The sequence below is a fragment of the Flavobacterium sp. ASW18X genome, from assembly GCF_005144745.1.
Classification (GTDB): domain Bacteria; phylum Bacteroidota; class Bacteroidia; order Flavobacteriales; family Flavobacteriaceae; genus Croceivirga.
On the sequence record NZ_SWKK01000008.1, the window covers coordinates 423,673 to 449,653 of the forward strand.

A 25,981-nucleotide genomic window follows, 5' to 3' on the forward strand; every position below is an offset into this window, starting at 1 on the left:
TTTTAATATAATTAAGATGTATTTAGAAATAGTTTCTCCAGAAGCAACCTTATTTTCAGGTGACGTAACATCTGTTACTGTACCAGGTATAAATGGCGAGTTTCAAATGTTGGCAAATCACGCCCCTATAGTTTCTCTATTGCAAGAAGGCGATGTTAAAATACAAGGGAATGTTGAGATTGTTAATGAGTTTAAGGATAAGTTCTTAAAAGGGAGTAATGGAGACATGGTTTTGCCGATTAAAAGTGGAACTATTGAAATGAAGGATAATAAAGTGATTGTATTAGCAGATTAAGGCTATATAATTCCTTAAAATAAAAAAGCCCAACTTTAATGGTTGGGCTTTTTTATTTAAGCATAATCAAGGACCATTTTTTCCCATCTGCACTGTATCTTAATAGTTCTTTAAACCCAATAGTTTGATGAGCCTGCATAGAGCGCTTATTGGTACAATCTACTTCTGTAATAATGGATTCTATTGTTTCTGGGAGGTAGTGCTTCATTGCTTTATAAAGACCTCTAAACAAACCTTGACCTCTGTGCGATTTAGCAATACAAATCTGCCCCATAGCCATGAAGTTTACAGGAATTTTGAGTTTTTCTATTTCCGCGAACATCGGTTTTAATATAGGTATAGTATCTTTAAATGTGGGATGCATAGACAGTGCATAGCCTACAACCATATTCTTATCTTTTGCAATAGTGTGCGGATGTTTTTTATTTAGCAATCTTAAAATATCAAAATCATGTTCCACAGTTACAAATCCCTGATGAATGACTTCTTCTGGAACCAAATTTTTGGCCAAATTTAATTGTTGCAGGGCTAATATTTGATGAAGTTCTTCATCGCTAGAAACTTTTGTATAGTGCACCATCAAACTAAAGATACTATTTTTACCTAAATGCAAAATTTTCCCAAAAAGTTAAAAAACAGACTAGAAGAAAGAGCTAGAACCAATAGCCTGCGAAAGCTATCTGTACCAAATAGTTTGGTAGATTTCTCATCCAATGATTATTTAGGTTTCGGCAAAACTTCTGGGTTGGAAAGTTTACAACAAAAGAGTAATGGTGCTGGTGGTAGTAGGTTGCTATCTGGAAATCATGGGGGATATATCGCTTTAGAATCGTATTTATCCTCACTGTTTAACCAAGAAGCTGGCCTAGTTTTTAATTCTGGTTATGACGCCAACTTAGGTTTTTTTGCTGCAGTACCACAAAAAGGCGATGTAGTGCTATATGATGCGCTTTCTCACGCTAGTATAAGAGATGGTATTTTGCTTAGTAATGCGCAAGCATTCAAGTTTCGCCATAACGATTTAAATCACCTAAAAGAACGTTTAGAGCATTTTAGGAAAGATAATTTGGCAGATGAAATATATGTGGTAACGGAGTCTGTCTTTTCTATGGACGGAGATAGTCCAGATTTAGTGTCCTTATGTGCTATTTGTAATAAATTTAATGCGCTAGTAATTGTGGATGAAGCACATGCAGTAGGTGTCTTTGGTTTAGGATTACTACAGCAATTAGGCATATCCAAAAAAGTATTTGCGCAAATTATCACTTTTGGTAAAGCTTTGGGGAGTCATGGTGCAGCTATTCTAGGAAGTAAGGATCTTAAAAGTTACTTAGTAAATTTTAGTAGAAGTCTTATATACACCACCGCATTATCCGAACATGCTACGAATGTTATTTTACAGAATTTTAAATATTTACGTTCAGCTAAAGGTGAAAATTGTAGAAAAAAATTACTACATAATATTGCATATTTTAAAACTAAGATGGCAGAATTAGAATTGACTAAAAAATTTATTACTAGCGATTCTGCCATACAAGCATTGGTGTTGGGTAACTTGGATAAAGCGAAAACAGCATCAGAAAATCTTAGAGTTGCAGGTTTTGATGTGCGTCCTATTTTAGCGCCTACAGTTCCTAAGGGAGCAGAACGTCTTCGTTTTTGTATCCATAGTTATAATAGTAAGGAGGAAATAAAGGCTATTTTTACAATAATCAAAAAAACAATAGATGACTAAAGAGTTGGTGACTTTAGGGAGTTTTGAGTTTTTGTCCGATGTGCAGGTGATAAAAGGAAAATTGGAATCTGAAGGCATATCGGTTTTCCTTAAAGATGCAAATACCGTAGGTATTGAGCCATTCGCTTCTAATGCTATTGGGGGTATAAAATTACAAGTACATCCTGTAGATGAGGATAGAGCTAGAGCTATCTATGATGAAGTTAGGACCTATGCCCAAGATACCAACGGTGAGTTTGTAAAATGTCCAAATTGTAAAAGGCAAAAATCAGAGGTTTACTATTCTAGAAACACCTTACTTTACAAACTCTTTCCTTTTTTAGAACCTAAAAAGTACCGTTGTTTGCATTGTAAATTTATAAGAAGAGCGGAATCATGAAGTTGTTTATTACTGGAATTTCCACAGAAGTTGGTAAAACTGTTGTAGCTGGTATAGTTACCGAGGCATTGCAAGCAGATTATTGGAAACCAATACAGGCTGGAGATTTAGATAATTCTGATAGTCATAAAATTAAGAATTACATAACCAATACTAAAACCGTAATACATCCTAATAGTTATGCCCTGCAAACCCCAATGAGTCCACATGCTGCCGCGGCTATTGATGGGGTAGCTATAGATTTAAATAAAATTATAGAGCCAACAACAGATAATAATTTGGTAGTAGAAGGGGCAGGTGGATTGTTAGTGCCTTTGAATGATAAGGACACCATTTTAGATTTAATACAGCCAGAATATAAGGTTATTGTGGTGTCTAGACATTATTTGGGAAGCATAAACCACACCCTATTAACTATAAATGCCTTACAAGAAAAGGGTTGCCAAGTAGGTGTTGTATTTAGTGGCAATGAACACCCTACAACAGAAAACATTATTCTAAAAAAAACAAAGGCAAAGTTTATCGGTAGAGTAAATGAAGAACCTGAATTTAATAAAGATGTGATTCTAAAATACGCAGTATCTTTTCAAAAGCAATTGGTTAACTGGTAATGTACAGAAATAGATATACGCATAAGAATATTAAGCTTCTTTATTATTTAAAAGGAGTATATCTAGAGGTGCTTACCAATACTAACATGCAATTCTCTATAGCTAAAGAATTAGCTGCCTTAACTACAAAGGAGTTAGAAACCGTAAAAACTAGGTTAAAGTATTATTGCAATATAGACCAAGAATTCAGTTTAACAGATTGCACTATACCTATACATCAACTAAAAAGACCTAAAAGAACAACTACCTATTATTTTGATTTAATTGAGTACACTCGCTATTTCAACACCAATTTAAAATTGAAGTATCTTTTTGGAGATATTGTAGAAATACCAGAATTACCAACTTTGGTAAAGAGCAGGCCCATATTAGGACCCAATGAGAATTCAATCCTATTTAAATTTAATAAAATTAGACACTTTACATTTACGGATGATAGAAAGGGTTGGGCTACAAAAAAGGATGCTCTTATGGGTAGAGCAAATGTTAAACAAGAGCATAGAAGGGCATTTTACAGAAAATATTTTGAACATCCATTGTGCAATCTAGGCCAGATTAATAAAAACACAACGCACGACCAATGGTATAAACCTAAAATTACGATTAAGGACCATCTTAAATACAAGTTTATTCTGTGTTTAGAAGGTAATGATGTAGCAAGTAATTTAAAGTGGGTAATGTCTTCTAATTCGTTAGCGGTGATGCCAAAACCAAAATTTGAAACCTGGTTTATGGAAGGGCACCTAAAACCCAACGAACATTATGTAGCTATAAAAGATGATTATTCTGATTTGGAGGAACGTTTAGAATACTATTTAAGCAAGCCGCAAGCCGCAATTGAACTTACCCAACATGCCAATGCATATGTAAGGAGTTTTAGAAATGCTAAAATTGAAAATGCGCTGTGCTATTTGGTGCTAGAAAAGTATTTTGTAAAAAGTGGACAAATGAAACCCTTAAGTCAAGAATTCTACAATTAGTCTAGCTTTAAAAGTATCCCTTTAAAGGTATATATGAGTATTTTTGCTTTCTGAAAATCTAAAATACGTTAAGATTGAATCTTTCAGAAAGAGATAAAAAATACATTTGGCATCCACTTACCCAACATAAGTTACATCCTAACACATTGGCGATAACTAGGGCGCAAGGGGTGTATTTGTATGATGAAGCAGGGAAAAGTTATATCGATGGTATTTCTTCATGGTACACTGCCGTTTACGGTCATTGTAACCCAATAATTACGAACCAAGTAGCGGCCCAAATGAAAACCTTAGACCAAATAGTGTTTAGTGGTTTTACCCATGAGCCTGCTGTAAAACTTTCCGAAGCGTTAATTGCCATATTACCAGATAATCAACAAAAATTATTTTTTAATGATAATGGTTCCACAGCAACAGAAGTGGGCATAAAAATGGCATTACAATATCATTTTAACCAAAAAAAACCTAGAAATAAGATTTTAGCTTTTGAAGAAGGGTTTCATGGTGATACTTTTGGAGCCATGTCTGCTTCTGGATTATCCGTTTACAATGGCCCTTTTGAAGAGCATTTTATAGCTGTAGAACGTATTCGCGTGCCTACAAAAGCAAATGTAGAAGAGGTTTTAGAGCACTTACAAAGCCTGTTGCAAACAGAAGATTTTGCAGGCTTTATCTATGAGCCTTTGGTACAAGGTGCAGCAGCAATGAAAATGCACGATGCAGAGGGTTTAGATAGTATGTTGCGTTTGTGTAAAAAATATGGAACTCTGACCATTGCAGATGAAGTAATGACCGGCTTTGGTAAAACAGGAACCATTTTTGCCTCGGACCAGCTAGAGACCAAACCAGATATTATTTGTCTATCAAAAGCATTATCGGCTGGTTTGGTGCCCATGGCAATTACAAGTTGTTCTCAAGAAGTTTTTGATAAGTTTTATTCTGATGATATTGGTAAAGGCTTGTTTCACGGGCATACGTATTCTGGCAACCCTTTAGCGTGCACGGCAGCATTAGCAGCTATTAATCTATTACAGACAAAAGAAATTCAAGACGGAATTTCAAATGTAATTAAATGGCATAGCAACTTCGCACAAGAGATGGCATTGCATCCAAAAGTGGAAAACGTACGCCAGCTTGGTGTTATTTTTGCGCTCGATCTAAAAGTGAAGATGGAGCGTTACGGAAATTTAAGGGATATGCTTTTTAAACACTTTATGGACCAAGGTGTTTTTTTAAGACCCTTAGGGAATACCATTTATATTTTAGCGCCATACATCATAAAAGAAGAGGAAATGCAGCATATTTATGCAGCTATTAGAAAAGCACTAGATTTATTTTAAGTTATGTTTAAAAATCCAGTGTACATTACAGCATTAGGATCTATTTCGGCCTTAGGGCACACGGCAAGTCAGATTAAAGCTGCTTACAAAGAGGAGCACCATTACTTAAGCGAGATTCCGTTTAATACTACTAGCGTATGGGGAGCAAAATTAAATAAGACATCAGCCTTAGAAATTCAAAAACTTAAGGAAAGTGATTCTAAGTACAAATCATTAGACAATTCCGTTTTATACGCGCTATTTGCTGCTAGAAACGCGTTTAAAGCCTCGGGATGGGATGCTGCTACAGATTTTGGCATCAATATAGGCTCTTCGCGTGGCGCTACGGCGCTTTTTGAGGGATATCATAAAGAATTTTTAAAGGATGGAAAAACGGCAACATTGGCTTCTCCTACAACAACCTTAGGAAATATTTCTAGTTGGATTGCGCATGACTTAGGTACAAAAGGCCCAACAATCTCCCACTCTATTACCTGTAGTACTGCATTGCACGCCATGTTAAATGGCATAGTTTGGTTACAAAGCGGAATGGCAGAAAAATTTATGGTAGGCGGTAGTGAAGCTCCTTTAACCCCATTTACCATTGCACAAATGAAAGCTTTAAAAGTGTATTCTAAAGAAAGTGGAGTCTATCCTTGCAGAGCAATGGATTTAAAGAAAGAAACGAACACTATGGTGCTTGGAGAAGGTGCGGCTGTTGCATGTTTAGAAACGGGTAACCCCAAAAATTACAGGGCTAAGATATTGGGAATAGGCTATGCAACTGAGCGGTTAAAACATAATGTCTCTATTTCTTCTGATGCGCAATGTTTTCAAGATGCTATGCAAATGGCCTTGCAAAATGCGGAGCTTTCCAGTGTAGATGCCATAGTTATGCATGCACCAGGAACTATTAAAGGAGATACTTCAGAATATAACGCTATTCATAAAGTTTTTGGAGAAAACAGGCCCTTTTTAACGACCAATAAGTGGAAAATTGGGCACACCTTTGGAGCTTCAGGAATGTTAAGTTTAGAACTAGGATTGCTACTGTTAGAGCAACAGCAAGGTATTTCTTCGCCTTTTTATCAAAATATAAATAAGGAATCTTTCAAATCTGTGCTCATAAATGCAGTAGGTTTTGGCGGCAATGCAGTATCGGTAATCCTATCAAAATAAATTCTACTTTAAAAATGTTGATACTACAACAAAACTAATTTTTATTAGAATATCATTCGTAATACCTATTTTTGACCATCCAAAATAATGGAACTATGACAGAGACGAGACATAATTGGACCAAAGAAGAGATATTGGAAATTTATAACAAGCCAATGATGGATTTGTTGTTTGAAGCTGCTAATATACATAGACAGTATCACGACCCCAATACGGTTCAGGTGTCTACTTTGTTATCTATTAAAACCGGTGGTTGCCCAGAAGATTGTGGTTATTGCCCACAGGCTGCAAGATACCATACAGATATAGAAGGCAACGACCTAATGAGTGTAAACCAAGTTAAAGCGCAAGCACTCAGAGCAAAAGCCTCTGGTAGCTCAAGGGTATGTATGGGAGCTGCCTGGCGTAATGTAAAAGACGGCCCAGAATTTGACCAAGTACTAGAGATGGTGCGTACTATTAATAAGCTAGACATGGAGGTTTGTTGTACCTTGGGTATGCTTACAGAAAACCAAGCCCAACGTTTAGCAGAAGCAGGTTTATATGCCTATAATCATAACTTAGATACATCAGAAGAATATTACAAAGAAGTAATATCTACTCGTGGATTTGAAGACCGTTTACAAACTATTGACAACGTAAGGAAAACCAATGTTACTGTTTGTTCTGGCGGAATCATTGGTATGGGAGAAAAAGTAGAAGACCGTGCAGGAATGTTAGTCGCACTTTCTACTCTTGACCCACAACCAGAATCTGTGCCAATTAATGCCCTAGTTTCCGTAGATGGAACTCCTATGGAAAATGAGAAGCCTGTAGAAATTTGGGAAATGATTCGTATGGTAGCTACTACGCGTATTGTGATGCCAAAAACCCAGGTTCGTTTATCTGCTGGTAGAACAAGTATGAGCAGAGAGGGGCAGGCCATGTGTTTCTTTGCTGGTGCCAATAGCATATTTGCAGGAGATAAACTTTTAACTACACCAAATCCGGATGTTAATGAGGATATGGAAATGTTTAAAACCTTAGGTTTAATTCCGCAGAAACCCTTTGTAAAAGGAGCGCAGCCTAAGACAGTAGCGGCAGAAGATTCACAATTTGAAGCCATGGGCGAAAAACCTAAATGGAGCAGACCAGGGCATAAAATTGACCGTAATGAAGCCGCAAAGGAGAAAGCAAAAGTCCTTACTAAAAGTTAAGAAAAGGTTACCTACCCCATCATTTTACTATTTTTGTAGATTAAATTAGTTTTAGATTGAAATTGAATCTACAGCAAATTCCAAGAGTAAAAACCTTGACAAAGGAGGCTTTTCTACACGATTATTTTAGACCCCAAAAACCTGTGGTTATAGAAGAAATGATTGCAGATTGGCCAGCCTACAGTAAATGGAATTTGGACTACATGAAAAAAGTAGCAGGGGATATTGAAGTTCCTTTGTATGATGATAGACCCGTAAAGCACGATGAAGGTTTTAATGAACCGCATGCGAAAATGAAAATGGCCGCTTATGTGGATTTACTGAAAAAAGAACCTACCAAATACCGAATTTTTCTGTGGAATATTCTTAAAGAAGTGCCACAACTGCAAAAAGATTTTAGTTTTCCAGACTTTGGAATTAGATTAATGAAAGGCCTGCCCATGCTTTTTTTTGGCGGAAAAGACTCGTATACCTTTATGCATTACGATATTGATTTGGCCAATATTTTTCATTTTCATTTTGAAGGTAAAAAAGAGTGTATACTTTTTTCGCAGTCCGAAACCAAACATTTGTACAAGGTGCCCCACTCTTTAATTACTAGAGAGGATATAGATTTTTCCAATCCAGATGTTAGCCAATGGCCAGCATTAAAAAACGCAAAAGGCTATATTACCCAATTAGAACATGGCAATGTACTGTACATTCCAGAAGGCTACTGGCACTACATGCGGTATATTACGCCAGGTTTTAGCATGAGTTTAAGGGCTATTGCCAGAAAACCTAAAAATTTTGCAAAAGCCCTTTATAATATTTTTCTGATGCGTCATTTTGATAATGCCATGCGTAAATGGAAGGGCCAAGCTTGGATAGACTATAAAAACCAACAGGCAGTGGTAAGAACCAATGCCCGTTAGTTCTGGGTTGGTCTGTGGTTATTCGTATTTTAAATGTGCTACTAAATCTATCTTTAGTGCCTTTAGTGCTTGTATTAAAATTACGGCTAAGGTTAGGGTTAACATAAGTGCCATGGTAATTGCAAAAGGTGCCAAGGGCACATTTATTCGGTATGCAAAATCTTCTAGCCACCTATCTGCCAACAAATAAGAAATAGGTAAGGCAATGCTCAATGCTATTACTGCAATTAATATAAACTCTTTTATCAAGCTTAATATCAAAGTTTTTTCAGATGCTCCCAATGTTTTACGGATGGCCACTTCTTTGTAGCGTTGTTGCACACTATGAGATGCTATTGCAAACAATCCTAAAAGCGAAATGAATATCATTAAGAACGATAAAATGGTCACCAAGGTTTCTAAGCGTTTTTGTTTTGCGAATGTCTTGGCAAAATTCTGGTCTAAAAACTCGTATTTAAATGGAAATCTAGGTTCAATACTTTGGGTCCAAAAATCCTCAATGCTTGCTACGGTTTCGGTAATAGCAGTGCCATTTAATCTTACCATTAAATGGGTAGGTTTACCCCAATCTCCGGTTTCCCCTTTTAAATAGGGCATATACAGGGCAGGGTATGCTCCTTGGTCAAAACCCTTGGCAATGTAATTGTCTACAACGCCAATGATAGTGCCTTTATACCCCCAATATTCTACTTGTTTTCCTATGGGGTCTTTAAATTGAAAGTTAGAAACCAATTTTTGGTTTACAATAATCTCATTGGCGTAAATGGTATCCCCATCATTATCCAAGAATACTTGAGAGGTGTCAACATCCATCCAATCTTTGGTAAAGTTTTTACCCTTATTCAGTTTTATACCCATGGTAGGTATAAAATCAGCATCAATAAAATGCATATCTGCTTGGAAACTCAGTTCTTGATAATCCACGTTAGAATTGGAGCCAAAGCCAGCATACGTGCCAGGAGGTCTGGTGCCAGTAGCCACCGCGGCAACACCATCTATCTTTCTAAGTTCTTGTTTAAAAGTAGCTAACTTATTATGGGTCTCTCCTGCATTTCTAATGTTTATAATTAACATCTGTTCTTTGGTAAAACCCAAATCTCTGTTATTCATGTAATGCAATTGCGATTTGATTACAAATGCAGAAATAAGAAAGATGCCAGAAATGCAAAACTGAAATACAATCATGCCTCGCTTTAACTTTTGGCCACTTTTAGACCTACTAAAATTGCCTTTTAAAACTTTTACCGGATTAAATTGACTTAGGTAAATGCCTGGAAATAATCCGGAAATTAAAATTAAGATGGTGATTATACCAAAGCCCCACCACCATTTGTTGTATGCACTTAGCAACTCCAAATCAGTGCCCATTAAGGTGTTAAAAGGAGGCAATACAATTTCTATTAATGCCAAGGATACCAACAAAGCAAGAGCACATTGCAGGGCAACCTCAAAAATAAATTGGGCTATAACTTTTAGTTTAGACGTTCCTAATGTTTTTCTAATGGCAACTTCTTTGGCACGTTTAGTGGCTCCAGAAATGCTTAAATTGATAAAGTTGATGGCAGAAATAACCAAAATAAGCAGCGCAAAAACAGCTAGAATGTAAAGCGTGTTGGCTCCTTTCCCCATTAAAGCCTTACCAAAAAGATGTCTATCGGCAAGGTTTTCAATGTACATGGCTTCTTCTTTTTGTTCCAAATATTGCTCGTAGGTTATACCCCAGGATTCGTAGGTGTTTTGATCGTAGAATTCATCAAACTTTTTATTAAATGCGGCCACATCTACTCCCTTATGCAGCATAAAATATGCATCGTAATTAAAATTGCCCCAGTGGTCATTATTGTCGGCTTTTAAGTCCATTAAACGTAAAACGGAATGTTTCTCATCACTTGGAAAACCATCGGTTCTGTATACTGCGGCAATAGTAAAATTGTAGGGTTCGTTGCGGTATAAAGACGCTATGGTTTCTCCAACAGGATTTACATCGCCAAATAATTCCTTAGAGAATTCTTCGCTTAATACCAATTGGCTATCGTCCTTAAAAAGATTTGTAGTATCCCCATATTTTATGGGATAGGGAAAAAATTTAAAGAAATTGGCTGTGGTGCGTTTGGCACTAGAGATAACTTTTTTGCCGTCTTTATTAAACAAGATGCCACTGTCATAATTCATTATTAAGGCGTCTTCTAGCTCTGGGAGTTGTTCAAGTGCAGTTTTAACCATAATGCGGGGTGCACTTTCCCAGACTTCGCCATTGTCAAAAAGGCGTATAGGACGGTAAATACGGTCTAGGTTAGGATTCCATTTTTCATAACTCAGCTCTTTACTTACAAATAGAAGAATAAGAACAAATGTGGTAACACCAAGAACTAACCCTAATATGTTGATGATAGGGTATAACGGACTTTTCTTAAGGTGCCTTGTGAAAATTCTTAACCAGGAATAAATCATGATTGTTCGTTTTTTGATGGATGATTAAACTATGGCTACTTGTCTTTGATTCTCTTTTTCCATTAAGATATTACCATCTTTTAGAGTTACGATTCGGTTGCTAAAACTGGCGTCATAACTAGAATGGGTTACCATTAAAATGGTAGAACCTTGATGGTTAAGCTCAGACAACAACTCCATTACCTCATTGCCATTGGTGCTGTCCAGATTACCGGTAGGTTCATCTGCCAAAATTATTTTTGGGGTGGTCACCAATGCACGGGCAACGGCAACGCGTTGTTGTTGCCCACCAGAGAGCTGTTGTGGATAATGTTTATTTCTATGTGCAATATTTAAACGCTCCATTACGGCGATTACTCGTTCTTTGCGTTCTTTTTTAGCAATATTGTTGTAAACAAGTGGCAATTCTATATTCTCATACACATTAAGCTCGTCTATTAAATTAAAGTTCTGAAAAATGAAACCGATGTTTTCTTTCCGTACTTGGGCTCTGTCTTTTTCTTTTAGGCCATGCATTTCTTGTCCTAAAAATTGATAACTCCCGCTATCAAAAGAATCTAACAAGCCTATAACGTTAAGTAAAGTAGATTTGCCGCACCCAGACGGTCCCATAATGGCCATAAAATCGCCTTGGTTTACCTGTAAAGAAATTTGGTTTAAAGCAGTAGTTTCTACTTCTTCAGTACTGTAGGTTTTTAAAAGTTGCTGTATAGTAATCATGCTAAAACGTTTAAAATTAGATTGATGATGAATTTTATTAACTGTATCATGGTTTTAATCTTCCAAGTATAGAATGTCTTTGTCTTTATAATCGTTGTAAGAAGATGTAATTACCCTGTCTCCTGCTTGTAGGCCATCTAAAACCTCATAAAAGTGTGCATTGACTTTACCAATGGTTATACTGCGTTTTAAGGCTTTACTATCACTGGTAAGCACAAAAACAAATTGGCCGCCGCTCGAGGTATAAAAAGTGCCTTTTGGTAATAATAAAGCCGATTTTTCCTCTTTTGAAAGGTATAGTTTAACAGGTACGGTCATTCCTTGATTTATACTCTTGGGCGCTTTCTCTTTAAAATTCAATTCTACTTGAAATTTGCCATTGACCACCTCTGCCACTACATTTTTTATGAATAAAGGGTATAGACTGTCATTCATTTCCAAATGTGCCTCTTGCCCTTTGGCTACGTCATTAAAATAATACTCATCTGCTGCTAAAACTAACTTATAGCCATCTTGCATGTCTAATTTGCCAATAAGCTCACTTTTGTTATACGATTTTCCAAGGATGGGATTAAAAGAAGAAAGCAGCCCAGATGCCGGTGCCTTAACAATGAAATTTTCTTTGTTCTGTCTTAATTGTTCTAGACTTTCTTCCATTTTGGTAATGGATGCGTTTATCAAATGCAACTGATTGGCCCGGTCCTGTTGCTCCTTTTTAACATGTACCTTAATATTTTGCTGTTGTTTGGATTGAAAGCTATAGGTTTCTTGCGATTTTAAGTAGTCATTTTTACTAATAACACCTTTTCTATATAATGTGGTATCCATGCTATATTGGCGTTCTGCATTGTTGTAATTGTAAGTCATTTCAATTAAATCCCGATCCAATAGCATTTGCTGATTTTTTATGGCGATTCTGGTATTTCTTAGGTTGTTTATTTGTTCTATTATGGCTGTTTCTTGGGTAAGGTAGCCCAATTCTGCATTAGGGTTGTATAGCTCTAAAAGTAATTGCCCTTCTGTAACTATATCGCCATTTTGTGCATAGATTTTTTTTACAGAACCGCTTTCTATGGTATTTATTTGTAAGGTATTTAGTGGATGCACTTGTGCGTTAAATAAAGCCATATCTTCAAATAGACCTTTGGTTACTGTTTTGATACGTAACCGCTCTTTTTTAATCCTAACTTTTTGGTTAGCATCAAAAGCAGACCATAATGCAAAGCCCAATAGCAAAAGAGGTAAGGCTATTAGGGCAATCTTTTTAGTAGGATTTTTCTTTTTTTCTATTTTTTGGTCCATGCTATTCATTTTCAGTGGTATGTAAGCTTATATCGTGCCATTAAAATAAACATCTGTAAGTAACTGATAATCAATGAAAAATAATATTGAATAAATTTTAAACTGTTCATTATCGAACACTTACTTGTTCATTATCGAACAACTTGCTAACATTGGGTATGGCAAAGCAAGAGGCAACCGTACTAATTCTAGATGATGATAAAGACATTCTTTTTTCCATGGAGGTGTTTTTAAAAAGACATTTTAGCAAAGTACTTACAACAACCAATCCTAAAGAATTGGTAACCATGCTTAACAAAACAGTCTTGCATTTGGTGGTAATGGATATGAATTTTAGGGCAGGAGACCAGAGTGGTAAAGAAGGTTTGTATTGGCTTAAGTTAATAAAAGAACGTTCTCAAGAAACCATGGTGGTGTTAATGACGGCATATGCCAATGTAGATTTAGCGGTGGAAAGTTTAAAAAAAGGGGCTTTCGATTTTGTTTTAAAGCCTTGGGACAATGATAAGCTTTTGGCAACCTTGCAAAAGGGACTTTCTATGGTTAGGTCCAACACGCAGCAAAGCAAACTACAAAGCTTAACTAAAAACGGTTTAGTACCACAAGAGCATGTTTTGGGTAAGTCCCAAGCATTTAAAGAGGTGTTGCATTTGGTAGAAAAAGTGGCAGATACGCAAGCCAATGTGCTCCTATTAGGAGAAAATGGTACCGGTAAATATGTAATAGCGAAAATGCTACATCAAAATTCTGCCAGAAAAGACAACATATTTGTGCATGTAGATTTGGGTTCCTTAAATGAAAACTTGTTTGAGAGCGAATTGTTCGGTCATGCAAAAGGAGCGTTTACAGATGCTAAGGAAGATAGTTTAGGACGATTTGAGTTAGCAGATGAGGGAACTTTGTTTTTGGATGAAATAGGAAACTTGCCAATGCATTTACAGAGCAAATTGTTAACGGTACTGCAAACCAAAAAAGTTGTTCGTCTTGGCGAATCAAAAGAAAGAACGGTGAATGTGAGGATTATATGTGCTACCAATATGGATTTGCATCAGATGGTTGTGGAGCAGCGATTTAGACAAGATTTACTGTACCGTATCAATACCATGGAAATCGTATTGCCTGCATTACGGGAGCGTTCTGGCGATGTAGCGTTATTGGCACATCATTTTTTAGAAAAGAACAAGCGTAAATACCAAAAAGGCCGCTTGCAATTTTCTATTGAAGCGTTAAACGCTATGGAAAAGTATCATTGGCCCGGTAATATTAGAGAATTAGAACACATTGTAGAGCGCGCGGTTATTTTAAGTGAAGAAAATGAAATTCAAGAATCTGATTTACGATTTGGTCCAGCGGTCACCCCAAAAGAAACGGTTAAAAATTTAAATTTAGAGGCTACCGAAAAACATTTGATACAATTGGCTTTAAAGAAGCATACGGGTAATGTAAGTAAGGCCGCAAAAGAATTGGGTATTACAAGAGCCGCTTTGTATAGGCGAATGGAAAAACATAATTTGTGAGTATATCATGCGCTACTTTAATACTTTCTTTTGGTTTTGTCTTGTGCTGATTGCCATAGGTATTTCTGCAGCCGTCTATTATGGTTTGCAGGGATTTCTCTTTCTGCCACTTTTTTTAGTCGTGCTTTGCATTGGTATAGGGGGCATGCTTTTGTGGCGTATTAAAAATGGCTATTTAAGAACCACCCAAGTAATACAAGCATTAGTACAAGAAGACTATGCGTTTAAAGTGCCAGAAAATCAATTGCCAGCTGCATTAGCTTCGCCCTTGCAAATATTATATGGTAACTTAAAATCGGCCAAAAAGAATGCAGATGCCCAAAAAATAGTGTATGAGGGTATTATAGAAGCTATGGATACGGGCATCCTTATTTTAAGAAAGGGGGACGATAAGCTTTTTTTTGCTAACAGAGCGTTTTTTCAACTTTTACAAATGCCTAGGTATAACAAATGGCAAAATGCTTCACGCGAATTAAAAGCCTTTGATGCGTATTTTCAGGAAGAAAATTGGAAGAATACAAAGGATGTAATAACCCTGAATATTAATGGTAAAGAAAGTGATTTTTCTTTGCGAACCTTTATTTCTTACATCCATAATCAGGCTTATTTGGTAGTAAATTTAGATGCCATACAGAGTTTAATAGAAAAAAAAGAGAAAGAAGCTTGGTTCAATTTGATGAAGGTGATGAGTCATGAAATAATCAATACCATGGCGCCCATACAGCCCTTAGCTAATAATTTAGAATTTCTATTAGCAGAACATAAATCTAGCTTAGGCGATAGTTACACCGATGTAAGCCAAAGTGTAGAAACCATTCAAAAGCGCTCCAAACATTTATTGGATTTTATAGATACATACCGACTGTTAACAGAACTGCCCACACCTAAATTAGAGTGGGTTACAGTTACTAATTTATTAGAAGGTAGTCTGTCTTTGTTAAGGGGTATGTTGCAAGAAAAAGGTATTGAGGTCAATGTAACTATACCTAATGATAAATTGCGGGTATACGTAGATGCCAAACAGATAGAACAGGTACTCATAAACCTGCTTACTAATTGTGTGTATGCATTAGATGGCATAAGCAACCCTAAAATTGGCTTTACTGCGGAAGAACAGGAGCAAAAAGTGGTTTTTACCATTGCGGACAATGGTAAAGGCATAGCTGCTAGTTTAAAACGAGATGTATTTGTACCCTTCTTTACAACCCGTAAAAACGGTTCGGGAATTGGATTAAGTTTAAGTAGAAATATTATGAATGCCCACAACGGTAGCATACATTTTACAAGTAAAGCTGGTACTACCCAATTTCACCTTGGTTTTAAGATGCCAAATCATTGATTTTCTCGTAAATAAGGTGGCTTTCCCAACCTCGATATAACAAATAATCTAACAGTTTTTTTTTACGTTTCTGAGGCGGTAAACCTTGGGTCTGTTCCCATTTTTTATCTGCCAATTCATGGAAAACAGTGTGGTAATCTGCTTCTATTTCTTTTAAGGCCGTTTTTATATTGTAGTGCGATATTTGCCTTAGCTTAAGTTCTGTCGTGATACGATTTCTACCCCATTTTTTGTACTTAAATTTTCCTCTAGCATAGCTTTGGGCAAAGCGTTCCTCATTTAGATAATTTTCTTGAATCAAGTGGGCAATTATATGGTCAATAGCTTGGGGAATCATGCGCATACCCTTTAATTTGTCTACCACTTCTTTGTGGCAGCGGTCTTGGTAAGCGCAATATGCTTCTAATTTTCTTGTGGCTTCTTCTACTGTAAAACTTGGGGTATTTTGCATGCTATAAATGTATAAAAACAAAAAAAGCGACTCCAAATAAATGAAGTCGCTTTTAACTTAATTCAGTTCTTTGCCGTCCTTATTTTTAAACTTGTATTCTAGATACGTATAGGCATCCCTTGGTTGTATTTTAATCCATTTTTTATGGTCTAAAAACCATTTAGTTCTTATGGAAGGAAAACCCTTGGTTAGGTAAGCCGCAATAAAGGGGTGTATGTTCAACTCAATTCCTTTACTGTCCTTATTCTGTTTTAAAATACGTTCTAGATGAGCGTTTATCTTGTCAATTAAAACAATAGGAGCTTCTACCTCCTCACCAGTACCATTAGGATTGGCTTCACTAGTTTTAATATTCATTTCTGGACGTACACGTTGCCTCGTAATTTGTACTAAACCAAATTTGCTAGGCGGTAATATTTTATGTTTTGCCCGGTCGTCCTTCATTTCTTCCCTAAGATGATCATAAAGTTTTCTTCTATGTTCACCTTTGGTCATATCTATAAAGTCTACGACGATGATGCCACCCATATCTCGTAAACGCAATTGGCGCGCAATTTCTGTTGCTGCTAAAAGATTTACTTCTAATGCGGTGTCTTCTTGATTTTTGGCTTTATTAGAGCGGTTACCACTGTTTACATCTATAACATGCAAAGCTTCTGTGTGCTCAATAACCAAATAGGCACCTCTACTCATAGAGGCTGTTTTACCAAAAGAGGTTTTTATCTGCCGTTCTATTCCAAATTTTTCATAGATAGGGGCATTACCATTGTAGTGCTTTACAATAGATTCCTTTTCTGGTGCTATTTCGTGCAAGTAATCTCTTATATTATCATAAAGCGTTTCATCATCTACATGTATTCCTGTAAAAGTATCATTGAATACGTCTCTTAATATGGAAGAAGCTCTATTAAGTTCTACCAATACCTTAGATGGATGATTTGCATTGTGAAGAGATTTGCACATTGCTGTCCATTTAGACAACAAATTTTGAAGGTCTTTATCTAATTCTGCGACTTTCTTGTCTTTTGCCACGGTGCGTATTATAACACCAAACCCTTTGGGTTTTATACTGGTTACCAATCTTTTTAAACGCTCTTTCTCTTCTCTGCTCTCAATTTTTTGAGATACAGAAACGCGTTCAGAAAAGGGTACCATAACCAAGTAACGCCCGGCAATGGAAAGTTCCGAGCTAATTCTTGGACCCTTGGTAGAAATTGGTTCTTTTACAATTTGTACCAAGATAGATTGATTGGCTTTAACAACATCGTTGATACTGCCATTCTTGTCAATGTCTTTTTCAAATGGAAAATTTTTTAATGAAAAGTCTCTGAGCTTACCAGTTTTGGCCTGTTTAACAAACTTCAACATGGAAGAAAGTTGCGGTCCTAAGTCATGGTAGTGCAAAAAGGCATCTTTTTCATAACCTACATTTACAAAGGCGGCGTTTAAACCTGTAACAGGTTTTCTGATTTTGGCCAAAAAAATATCGCCAACAGAAAAACTATTATTGTCCTCTTCTTTATGTAGTTCTGTAAGTTTTCCATCTTTTAATAGGGCAAAATCCACGGCGTCAGAACTAGATCTTACGATTAATTCTCTATTCACCTTTTTAAATTTTTACCTACACCCAAAAGTGGGTACAGATGATTAAACAATTATGTGTGTCGATTAGCTAATCGAATTATAATTATTGTCTGGTCCGTAATGTCAATGAACGTATTCTTTTAAAAAGAAAAAGTAGTCTATCGACTACTTTTTCTTGTGTCTGTTGGCTCTTCTACGCTTTTTTCTCTTGTGCGTAGCCACCTTATGTCTTTTTCTTTTTTTACCACTCGGCATACAGCGTTGCTTTTATATTATTACTTAACTTGAACATTACTCTTAACTCCCTCAACAAATACTTTTGCAGGTTTAAATGCAGGTATATTGTGTGCAGGAATTTTTATTGTTGTATTTTTTGAAATATTTCTTCCGGTCTTTTCTGCCCTTGTTTTGATAATGAAACTTCCAAAACCTCTTAGGTACACATTATCACCATTCTCCAAGGAAGATTTAACCTCTTCCATAAACGACTCTACAGTCGCTTGTACATCACCTTTCTCAATACCCAGTTTCTCTGAGATTTTAGAAACAATATCCGCTTTCGTCATTTTCCGTTATTATTATTAATAGGTTTTTTAAATTGGCTTGCAAATATATAAATGTTTTATATAACGCCCTAAATTTTAAGTATATAAACTGATAAGGGCTTTGGATAGTATTTTCTTACATGGATTTTTCAGAAATAATTTTGCGTTGGTACCAAGAAAACAAAAGGGATTTGCCGTGGCGCAGCACCCGTGAACCCTATAAAATTTGGCTATCAGAAGTGATGTTGCAACAAACAAGAGTTGCACAAGGATTGCCTTATTACCAGAAATTTGTGGAAGAATTTCCGACAGTTTTTGACATGGCTGAAGCGCCAGAAGAACAAATTTTAAAATTATGGCAAGGGCTAGGTTACTACTCGCGCGCTAGAAATATGCATGCTACGGCAAAAATGGTGGTTAATGAGTTGGGGGGTAACTTTCCTACAACGCATAAAGAATTATTAAAACTGAAAGGAGTGGGGGATTATACCGCTAGTGCTATAGCTTCTATTTGTTTTAATGAACCAGCACCCGTAGTAGATGGTAATGTTTATCGTGTATTAGCCCGTTATTTTGGAATTGATATTCCTATTAATAGCACAGATGGAATAAAATACTTTAAAAGCTTAGCTAAAGAAGTAATGGCAACCACCAATGTGCGAGATTACAATCAAGGTATTATGGAATTTGGCGCCATACAATGTACGCCAAAAAGCCCTAATTGTACATTATGTACTTTACAAAGTAGCTGTGTGGCCTTTGCAGAAAATAGAATTACAGAATTGCCTGTGAAATTAAAAAAGACCAAAGTAAAGCACAGGTATTTTAATTATATGGTTTTTGTGGACGACGCTAAAAAAACAGCTTTGGAAAAGCGGGAAGGTAACGGGATTTGGCAGCATCTCTATCAATTTCCTTTAATAGAAGTAGAAGAGCCTTTAAACATTCAACAAATAGAAGATAGACTAAAACTAAAAGGACAATTATATAAAAAGGTATATCTGTTTAATTCAGAAAACATTGTTCATAAATTATCCCATCAACACATACATACTAAATTTTGGATTGTAGCGGTGACAAAAATTAAAGAGAATGCTGTATCTTTTGCTAAAGCAAAAGAATTTCCTGTGCCAGTTTTAATTGCACAGTTTATGGAGCGCTTTAAATTTTAGTATTTTTGTCGATTATGAGTGGAACATTAAATAAAGTAATGCTGATAGGGCATTTAGGAGATGAGATTAAGATGCATTATTTTGATGGTGGCGGGTGCATTGGTAGATTCCCACTGGCAACTAATGAGACGTATACAAATAGGCAAACTGGCGAGCGTGTTACTAATACAGACTGGCATAATATTGTTGTACGTAATAAGGCAGCCGAGGTTTGCGAAAAATACCTAAAAAAAGGAGACAAAGTTTATATAGAAGGTAGACTTAAAAATAGACAGTGGCAAGGAGAAGATGGGAATACCCGCTATGCTACGGAAGTGCACGTGCAAGATTTTACCTTTTTAACTAATAAAAATGAGAGTATGCAGGGGAATAATCAACAGAATGTTGGTCAAAATTCTTCTGCTAACAATACTTCTCAAGGATACAGCGTTCCAGAACAGAAAGCTCCTATGCAGGAAGCAGAAGATGACGATTTACCGTTTTAATTCTATTTAATTGGACCCAGAGCCCTATAGTTCGGTATTATTATTTGTTGCCCCAGATGGCGTTTTAGTAGCACAACTGGTTGTGCTTTTACTTTTGTTGATTTGTTCTGCATTAATTTCTGGGGCAGAGGTAGCTTTATTTGGACTATCTCAAACCGAACTGAATGCTATTGAGGAGGCCCAAACCAGCAAGGGGAATTTAATTCTTAAATTACTAGAGAAACCCAAAAAGTTGTTAGCAACAATATTAATAGCCAACAACGCCATAAATATAGGTGTGGTTTTGCTTTTTAGCGAAATCGGTGACATTCTGTTTTCAGAAATGAATCAGACCCTATTTGGGGTTATATCGGTGCGTTTTATTTTAGAAGTAGTGGTAGCAACCTTTCTTATTTTAATGTTCGGTGAAATTTTGCCTAAAATATATGCCAATCGTAATAAATCGCAATTTGCTCATTTTATGGCTTTACCACTTAAGGGGTTAGATTTTTTATTCACCCCTATGAGTATGCCTATGCGTTCTGCCACTATTTTTTTACAGGATAAATTAGGTAAGCAGAAAGCAAATATTAGTGTAGATCAATTATCACAGGCATTAGAGCTTACCTCAGAAGGAGATACTACTAAAGAGGAGCAGAAAATATTAGAAGGAATTGTATCTTTTGGTAATACAGACACCAAGCAAGTAATGCGGCCACGAATAGATATTTTTGCCCTGAATGCTGAGCTCAAATTTACAGAGGTAATAGAAGAAATTAAAAAGAACGGATTTTCTAGAATTCCTGTTTTTACAGAGAATATGGATAACGTATCTGGTGTGCTTTATGTAAAAGATTTGTTGCCGTATTTAGATAGAAAAACATTTAATTGGCATACCCTCTTGCGCGAGCCATATTTTGTGCCAGAAAATAAAAAACTAGATGATTTGTTACTAGAGTTCCAAGAGCAAAAAAAGCATTTGGCTATAGTGGTAGATGAATACGGTGGCACTTCTGGTATTGTAACTTTAGAAGATATTATAGAAGAGATTGTTGGGGATATTAGTGATGAGTTTGATGATGAAGATTTGATATATTCTAAACTAGATGAGCATACCTACGTTTTTGAAGGTAAAACAAATCTTAAAGATTTTTATAGGGTCATTAAAATTGATGACGAATCCGAAGAGCAGTTTGAGCTCAATAAAGGTGAATCAGAAACCATTGCAGGTTTTGTGCTGGAAACCTCTGGGAGTTTCCCTAAAAAAGGAGAAAGTGTAGTTTTTAACAACTATAAATTTACCATTGAAAGTTTAGATACTAAGCGTTTAAAACAAATTAAAGTTAGTTTGCCACATGATGTATAGGTTAGCATTTGTAATAGTTTGTTGTATTCTATTGTTTTCTTGTAAAGAAGAGGCTATTCCAAAGCCAAAAGCAATGCTAAGATTAGATTACCCAACACCAGCGTATCAAAACTATACATCTGCTAAATTCAAATTCAATAAAAACAAGGAGGCTAAAATTAAATCTGAAAATAAAGACGGATTAGTATTGGATTATCCTAAAATGAAAGGGTCTGTTTACTTAACCTATAAGCAAGTAAATAATAACATTAATCAACTGTTAACAGATGCTCAAAAATTATCTTATGAGCATGTAGTTAAGGCAGATAATATTATAGAACAACCTTTTATCAATACGGAAAAAGGTGTTTATGGCATGTTTTACGAAGTTACGGGTAATGCGGCCAGTCAATCACAATTTTATGTAACTGATAGTGTCAATCATTTTGTGACGGGTTCGCTCTATTTTTATGCCAAGCCAAATTATGATTCTATTTATCCTGCTGCTATATATTTACAACAAGACATCCGCACCATAATGGAGAGCTTGGACTGGAATTAAGTACTATTTCTCTGGCTCTGCTAAAAGTTTCTCTGCATTGGCAATAGCCTCTTCTATTGACGATTTCATTTCGTGTAAGCTAATTTCTTCTTCCTTAATCCATTGTTGTTTTTTTGAAGATAACTGTGTTTTTTCATGCATTTCAGCATAGGTAAATTTTTGACCGAATCCCTGCATCCAATTTACCATCTTTTGGTTCGCTATTTTCAATTTTGAGATTGCCTCATTAAATCTTGTATCTGAATTATTTTCCTTAGATGCCTTTTTTAATTTTGATATCAATTTTACCGATTTAATCATATCCTTTTCCATAATTTGATCATGAACTTGCATAACTTCATGCATTTTAGAATCTGATTGTGCATTTCCTAAAATAAAGAAGAGGACGGAAAAAACTGAAATAATGATTTTTTTCATTTTTGATTCATTTGCTCTTAAAAATAACCAATCAAATGACAATATTAATTTTGAATCGACCAATAGTTTGGATTTTAGTTAAAAATCTTTTCCTCTGAATTTGCCAAAAGTTTCTCTGCATTGGCAATGCTAGTGTTAATCTGCTCTTTCAGTGCTTTAACTTTTGCCTCTTCCTCGTCTAACCAAGCTTGTTTTTCTGGAGTAAGTTCTTTTCCATTTAAAATTTCGTCAGAATCAAAGCGGTCGCCAAAACCTTTCATCCAATCCATCATAGCGCTATTGGATTTTTGCAAGTCTTTCATTGCTTGTTGATACTGTTTTCCCGTGGCAGTAGTATCTACCTTATCTTTAAGTTGACTTACAAGTTTGCCTAAAGTGCCCATTTTAGGCATTACTTCATCATGAATGGCCATTACCTTTTGCATTTGGGAATTTCCTTCTTCATGTTTTTTATTTCCTTGACAACTACATATAATCACTACTATAAGTAAAAGAACTATTCGCTTCATGCTTTTAATCTATTTATTCTGTTTTAGAAAATTCAAGTTAAGAAATACAAAGTAAAGGTAGAAATCGCGAATACTATTCAATATACATAAAATAGTTTCTTCAGTCTACAGGAAATAAATTGTGGTTAAAATAATTTTATCACCTAAACTAAAGTAGAACCAATCGGACTAGTTTGGTTATAACGCTTTAAAAGTTATGGTTAAGAAACAACTACGGTTTTATGGTTTAAATCTGTTCTGGTGATGCTATTTATCAAATACCTTGCAACGCTATCTCTGCTAACTAAAAGGTTTGGTTTGGGTTGATTGTTCCACGATTCTTGGATTGATGCTTTTTGTGACGAATTAGTCAGACCTACAGGCCTAACAATGGTCCAATTCAATTCAGAAGAATAAAGAATTTTTTCCTGCTTTTCATGGTCTTTGTATGCAAAACCAATGTTGCTATACTTTATAAGCCACCTAAACCAAAAAGGGAGGTCTTTATTAGTCTCTGCAACTCCCCAAGCAGAACATATGACTATCTTATTTATAGACTCTTGCTGTGCAATAGTAGTTAGCTTATGCATTACATCAGAAAGGTATGTCTTAGGTGTTTTTAGTGGTGCCCATGGAAAGTCTGATGTTCTAGAAATATTGAGAACGCTAATTATGGCATCACATCCATTTAGAGCCTTTTGTAAATCTTGAATATCATTAGCATCACCCTCAATAACGGTTAATTTTTGTTGAGGTTTTATACGATTTGAGTTTCTTGCTAAGCAATGTACTTCAAAACCATCTGCTAAAGCACGCTTGAGAACCAATTTCCCCGTTCTTCCTGTGGCACCAAGTAATAAGATTTTCATTTATGTTTTGTTTTAAAAAAAAAAGACCGGATAAAACCCGGTCTTTAAATATATAATCAAACTAGTGCTATTCAAAATCAGCAGGAGAAACTCCTTCATTCACCTTAATTTCTTTAACTATAAAGTCAAAGCTTTGTGGTCCCATGGTTTGGGTCATTTTAAAAGGAAATTTAATTCCAGATATTTCTCTATAATCGTCTAAAATTAAAGTCTGTGTCATTTGCTGTCCTTGCATTTCTTGGACGTTCACTTCTTGGACCTTTAATCCAGTTTCTAGGTCATAGTAAACGGTTTTATTATCCGTTACTTTAATTTTGTAGGCTTTTTTGCCATTTACCATTTCTACGCCTTCTAAAGTTAAGCCACCTGCTGCCAAATAGTTTAATTCTGGAAAAGGTGCAGACTCTTCCTTAATTTTATTAATCTCATCTTCGTTAAGGTCCTTGCGTTGACCTTGCATGGTCATGTAACCTTTATTGCCGTCTAATACTTGTTTACTCATGGAATTACCCATAACCTTTACGTCTTGCATAAACTGTTCCTTAGAAGTTTTTTTCATCTCTAATTCCAGTTTCATTCCTTGCATTTCTGCTTCTGCAGATAATGCGTAAGATTCTACGTTTTCTAAAGCTTCTTTTCCGCCCACAGAAGCAAGATATTTTTCTATTACAGTGTTAGCATCTACGCCCTCTGGGGTAGCAACATCATAATTAGGTTTTTCTGTTTTGTTAGCGTTCTTATCAAAATATCTAACAGGAACAGCTTTACCGTTAAAAGTTACTTTCTCAAGGTTTTCTAATACTTCGCTACCTTTACCTACAACTACTACGCGAGCATTATCCATTGAGAAATATTTATTGGCGGCAGCTTGTACATCTGCAATAGATACTGCATTTAATCGCTCTAAGTAATTCTCGTAAAAGTCTTTAGGTAAACCTTCTTTTTCAATGTTTAAGGCGTAGTTGGCTACAGTTTCAGGATTTTCTAAAGCCATAACAAATCTACCAGCATATTTAGCTTTAGTATTTTCCAACTCTTCTTTAGTGATAGGCTCCTTACGGATGCGTTCAATTTCTTTCAAAATCTCTACTACAGAGCTATCTGTAACCTGATTTCTTACCTGTGCAGTAGCGGTAAACCTAGTTTTAGAGTGTTTGTTGTCTCTTAATGAAGAGTAAGAGCCATAGGTATATCCTTTGTCTTCTCTTAGATTTAAGAAAAGTCTACCTTCACCTCCGCCACCAAGTACTTGGTTGGCAATCAAAGCCGCTAGGTAGTCTTTGTCTTTCATTTTTAGGTCTACCAAATTTTCTACCACAACTTGGGATTGTACAGCATTAGGAAGGTCTACAAAATTAATTTGTGTATACTGAACGTCCTTAGGCTCTGAATAGCTCAAAGATGGTGGCACGGCCTTGGTCCAGGGTGTAAATGCTTCGGTAACAAGTTTTTTGGCATCATTAAAGGTTATGTCTCCTATAACAATTAAATAAGCATTTGCTGGGACAAAGTAAGAACGGTAAAATTCTTCTACATCTGCCAAGGTAACATTGTTAACTGTTTCTTCTGTAGTGATTTCTCCGTAAGGATGGTTTTTACCGTATGCTAAAGCAGATTGTACATTAGAGGCAATGGTAGAAGCATCTTTCTCGCCCGATTTTAAACCTGTAATTAATTTACTTTTCTCCTTTTCAAACTCTTCTGCTGTAAAGTTAGGGTTAATGGCAGCATCTGCCATTAATTCCAGTATTCTAGGGAAATATTTAGAAAGAGAAGAGGCAAAAGCACTTTGTGAACCAAAAGATATACGGGCTCCCAAATAATCTACTTCTTCATTAAAAGCATCTTTTGCTATATTTTTTGAACCATTACCCAGCATGCTAGACATTAAGCTAGATACCCCTGCTTTATTGCCTTCTGCAATGGGCGGATTATCTATTTCTAGCTGTATGCGTACTCTTGGTAGTTTATTGTTTTCTACCACCATAACGGTTAAGCCATTATTAAGCTTAAAGGTATTGGGTTTGCTAAGGTTAATTTTTGGAGCAGGGCCAGATTCTGGTTGTTTACTCCTATCTATTTGTGCATTAGTGGTAAGGGCAACAAGTACCAATACCAGGGTAGTTATAATCTTTTTCATTTGAATA

General features: G+C 35.9%; 26 protein-coding genes. 15 read left to right on the forward strand and 11 right to left on the reverse strand.

Annotated features, from left to right (window positions below):
* Window positions 1-16 precede the first annotated feature (16 nt).
* The gene (locus FBT53_RS07310; RefSeq protein ID WP_136950511.1) at window positions 17-295 is read left to right on the forward strand and encodes a F0F1 ATP synthase subunit epsilon; all 279 of its coding nucleotides are present in this window, start codon (window positions 17-19) and stop codon (window positions 293-295) included.
* A gap of 52 nt (window positions 296-347) precedes the next feature.
* Here FBT53_RS07310 and FBT53_RS07315 read toward each other — a convergent pair whose 3' ends face one another.
* Window positions 348-875 carry a GNAT family N-acetyltransferase gene (locus FBT53_RS07315; RefSeq protein WP_136950512.1) on the reverse strand — a complete coding sequence of 176 codons (528 nt, stop codon included), beginning with the start codon at window positions 873-875 and terminating at the stop codon, window positions 348-350.
* A gap of 27 nt (window positions 876-902) precedes the next feature.
* Between FBT53_RS07315 and FBT53_RS07320 the strand changes: the two genes are divergently transcribed.
* From FBT53_RS07320 to FBT53_RS07355, 8 genes are all read left to right on the forward strand, one after another.
* Window positions 903-2,030 carry an 8-amino-7-oxononanoate synthase gene (locus FBT53_RS07320; protein WP_136950513.1) on the forward strand — a complete coding sequence of 376 codons (1,128 nt, stop codon included), beginning with the start codon at window positions 903-905 and terminating at the stop codon, window positions 2,028-2,030.
* The gene (locus tag FBT53_RS07325) at window positions 2,023-2,409 is read left to right on the forward strand and encodes a DUF2007 domain-containing protein (RefSeq protein WP_136950514.1); all 387 of its coding nucleotides are present in this window, start codon (window positions 2,023-2,025) and stop codon (window positions 2,407-2,409) included. The genes FBT53_RS07320 and FBT53_RS07325 overlap by 8 nt, the downstream gene beginning before the upstream one ends.
* On the forward strand, window positions 2,406-3,020 hold the full coding sequence (bioD, locus tag FBT53_RS07330; RefSeq protein WP_136950515.1) for a dethiobiotin synthase: 615 nt from the start codon (window positions 2,406-2,408) through the stop codon (window positions 3,018-3,020). The genes FBT53_RS07325 and bioD overlap by 4 nt, the downstream gene beginning before the upstream one ends.
* Window positions 3,020-4,000, forward strand: a complete 981-nt coding sequence (locus FBT53_RS07335) for a glycosyl transferase family 90 (RefSeq protein ID WP_136950516.1) — start codon at window positions 3,020-3,022, stop codon at window positions 3,998-4,000. Before bioD ends, FBT53_RS07335 begins: the two co-directional genes overlap by 1 nt.
* Before the next feature lie 74 nt (window positions 4,001-4,074).
* Entirely contained in the window at window positions 4,075-5,340 is a 1,266-nt protein-coding gene (gene bioA, locus FBT53_RS07340; RefSeq protein ID WP_136950517.1) for an adenosylmethionine--8-amino-7-oxononanoate transaminase, read from the forward strand.
* A 3-nt stretch (window positions 5,341-5,343) separates the two neighbouring features.
* On the forward strand, window positions 5,344-6,498 hold the full coding sequence (locus FBT53_RS07345; protein ID WP_136950518.1) for a beta-ketoacyl synthase N-terminal-like domain-containing protein: 1,155 nt from the start codon (window positions 5,344-5,346) through the stop codon (window positions 6,496-6,498).
* A 95-nt stretch (window positions 6,499-6,593) separates the two neighbouring features.
* The gene (bioB, locus tag FBT53_RS07350) at window positions 6,594-7,694 is read left to right on the forward strand and encodes a biotin synthase BioB (RefSeq protein WP_136950519.1); all 1,101 of its coding nucleotides are present in this window, start codon (window positions 6,594-6,596) and stop codon (window positions 7,692-7,694) included.
* 56 nt (window positions 7,695-7,750) lie between these two features.
* Window positions 7,751-8,608: a cupin-like domain-containing protein gene (locus tag FBT53_RS07355; protein ID WP_136950520.1), complete on the forward strand. Its 858-nt coding sequence runs from the start codon at window positions 7,751-7,753 to the stop codon at window positions 8,606-8,608.
* 18 nt (window positions 8,609-8,626) lie between these two features.
* Here FBT53_RS07355 and FBT53_RS07360 read toward each other — a convergent pair whose 3' ends face one another.
* The 3 genes from FBT53_RS07360 to FBT53_RS07370 are packed head-to-tail and all read right to left on the reverse strand — an operon-like array spanning window position 8,627 to window position 13,081.
* Window positions 8,627-11,059 (reverse strand): ABC transporter permease, encoded by a 2,433-nt coding sequence (locus FBT53_RS07360; protein ID WP_136950521.1) that lies wholly within the window; start codon window positions 11,057-11,059, stop codon window positions 8,627-8,629.
* Window positions 11,060-11,083: 24 nt separating this feature from the next.
* Window positions 11,084-11,779 (reverse strand): ABC transporter ATP-binding protein, encoded by a 696-nt coding sequence (locus FBT53_RS07365; protein WP_080317953.1) that lies wholly within the window; start codon window positions 11,777-11,779, stop codon window positions 11,084-11,086.
* A 54-nt stretch (window positions 11,780-11,833) separates the two neighbouring features.
* Complete coding sequence (locus FBT53_RS07370; protein ID WP_136950522.1) at window positions 11,834-13,081, reverse strand: efflux RND transporter periplasmic adaptor subunit; 1,248 nt, start codon at window positions 13,079-13,081, stop codon at window positions 11,834-11,836.
* 158 nt (window positions 13,082-13,239) lie between these two features.
* Between FBT53_RS07370 and FBT53_RS07375 the strand changes: the two genes are divergently transcribed.
* On the forward strand, window positions 13,240-14,598 hold the full coding sequence (locus FBT53_RS07375) for a sigma-54 dependent transcriptional regulator (protein WP_136950523.1): 1,359 nt from the start codon (window positions 13,240-13,242) through the stop codon (window positions 14,596-14,598).
* 7 nt (window positions 14,599-14,605) lie between these two features.
* Window positions 14,606-15,937 (forward strand): PAS domain-containing sensor histidine kinase, encoded by a 1,332-nt coding sequence (locus tag FBT53_RS07380; protein WP_136950524.1) that lies wholly within the window; start codon window positions 14,606-14,608, stop codon window positions 15,935-15,937.
* On the opposite strand, the gene FBT53_RS07385 is transcribed toward FBT53_RS07380, so the two are convergent.
* The 3 genes from FBT53_RS07385 to FBT53_RS07395 all read right to left on the reverse strand — a co-directional run bounded on the left by FBT53_RS07385 (window position 15,918) and on the right by FBT53_RS07395 (window position 18,538).
* Complete coding sequence (locus tag FBT53_RS07385) at window positions 15,918-16,388, reverse strand: regulatory protein RecX (protein ID WP_136950525.1); 471 nt, start codon at window positions 16,386-16,388, stop codon at window positions 15,918-15,920. The two genes, FBT53_RS07380 and FBT53_RS07385, sit on opposite strands and share 20 nt — an antisense overlap.
* A 57-nt stretch (window positions 16,389-16,445) precedes the next feature.
* Window positions 16,446-17,993 carry a ribonuclease E/G gene (locus tag FBT53_RS07390; protein ID WP_136950526.1) on the reverse strand — a complete coding sequence of 516 codons (1,548 nt, stop codon included), beginning with the start codon at window positions 17,991-17,993 and terminating at the stop codon, window positions 16,446-16,448.
* A gap of 254 nt (window positions 17,994-18,247) precedes the next feature.
* Window positions 18,248-18,538, reverse strand: a complete 291-nt coding sequence (locus FBT53_RS07395; RefSeq protein WP_136950527.1) for an HU family DNA-binding protein — start codon at window positions 18,536-18,538, stop codon at window positions 18,248-18,250.
* A gap of 119 nt (window positions 18,539-18,657) precedes the next feature.
* On the opposite strand from FBT53_RS07395, the gene mutY reads away from it, so the two are divergent.
* From mutY to gldD, 4 genes are read left to right on the forward strand one after another with little or no spacing between them, the layout of a single operon-like run.
* Window positions 18,658-19,689, forward strand: coding sequence for an A/G-specific adenine glycosylase (gene mutY, locus FBT53_RS07400; protein WP_136950528.1), 1,032 nt, complete (start codon window positions 18,658-18,660; stop codon window positions 19,687-19,689).
* A 14-nt stretch (window positions 19,690-19,703) separates the two neighbouring features.
* Window positions 19,704-20,174: a single-stranded DNA-binding protein gene (locus FBT53_RS07405; protein WP_136950529.1), complete on the forward strand. Its 471-nt coding sequence runs from the start codon at window positions 19,704-19,706 to the stop codon at window positions 20,172-20,174.
* Between the two features lie 10 nt (window positions 20,175-20,184).
* The gene (locus FBT53_RS07410; RefSeq protein WP_136950530.1) at window positions 20,185-21,519 is read left to right on the forward strand and encodes a gliding motility-associated protein GldE; all 1,335 of its coding nucleotides are present in this window, start codon (window positions 20,185-20,187) and stop codon (window positions 21,517-21,519) included.
* On the forward strand, window positions 21,509-22,060 hold the full coding sequence (gldD, locus tag FBT53_RS07415; RefSeq protein ID WP_136950531.1) for a gliding motility lipoprotein GldD: 552 nt from the start codon (window positions 21,509-21,511) through the stop codon (window positions 22,058-22,060). Before FBT53_RS07410 ends, gldD begins: the two co-directional genes overlap by 11 nt.
* Before the next feature lie 3 nt (window positions 22,061-22,063).
* On the opposite strand, the gene FBT53_RS07420 is transcribed toward gldD, so the two are convergent.
* The 4 genes from FBT53_RS07420 to FBT53_RS07435 all read right to left on the reverse strand — a co-directional run bounded on the left by FBT53_RS07420 (window position 22,064) and on the right by FBT53_RS07435 (window position 25,974).
* Window positions 22,064-22,540: a hypothetical protein gene (locus FBT53_RS07420; protein ID WP_169630333.1), complete on the reverse strand. Its 477-nt coding sequence runs from the start codon at window positions 22,538-22,540 to the stop codon at window positions 22,064-22,066.
* An 11-nt stretch (window positions 22,541-22,551) separates the two neighbouring features.
* Entirely contained in the window at window positions 22,552-22,986 is a 435-nt protein-coding gene (locus FBT53_RS07425) for a hypothetical protein (protein WP_136950533.1), read from the reverse strand.
* A gap of 200 nt (window positions 22,987-23,186) precedes the next feature.
* Complete coding sequence (locus tag FBT53_RS07430; RefSeq protein WP_136950534.1) at window positions 23,187-23,834, reverse strand: NAD(P)-dependent oxidoreductase; 648 nt, start codon at window positions 23,832-23,834, stop codon at window positions 23,187-23,189.
* A 67-nt stretch (window positions 23,835-23,901) separates the two neighbouring features.
* Window positions 23,902-25,974: a pitrilysin family protein gene (locus FBT53_RS07435; RefSeq protein ID WP_136950535.1), complete on the reverse strand. Its 2,073-nt coding sequence runs from the start codon at window positions 25,972-25,974 to the stop codon at window positions 23,902-23,904.
* Window positions 25,975-25,981: the final 7 nt, after the last annotated feature.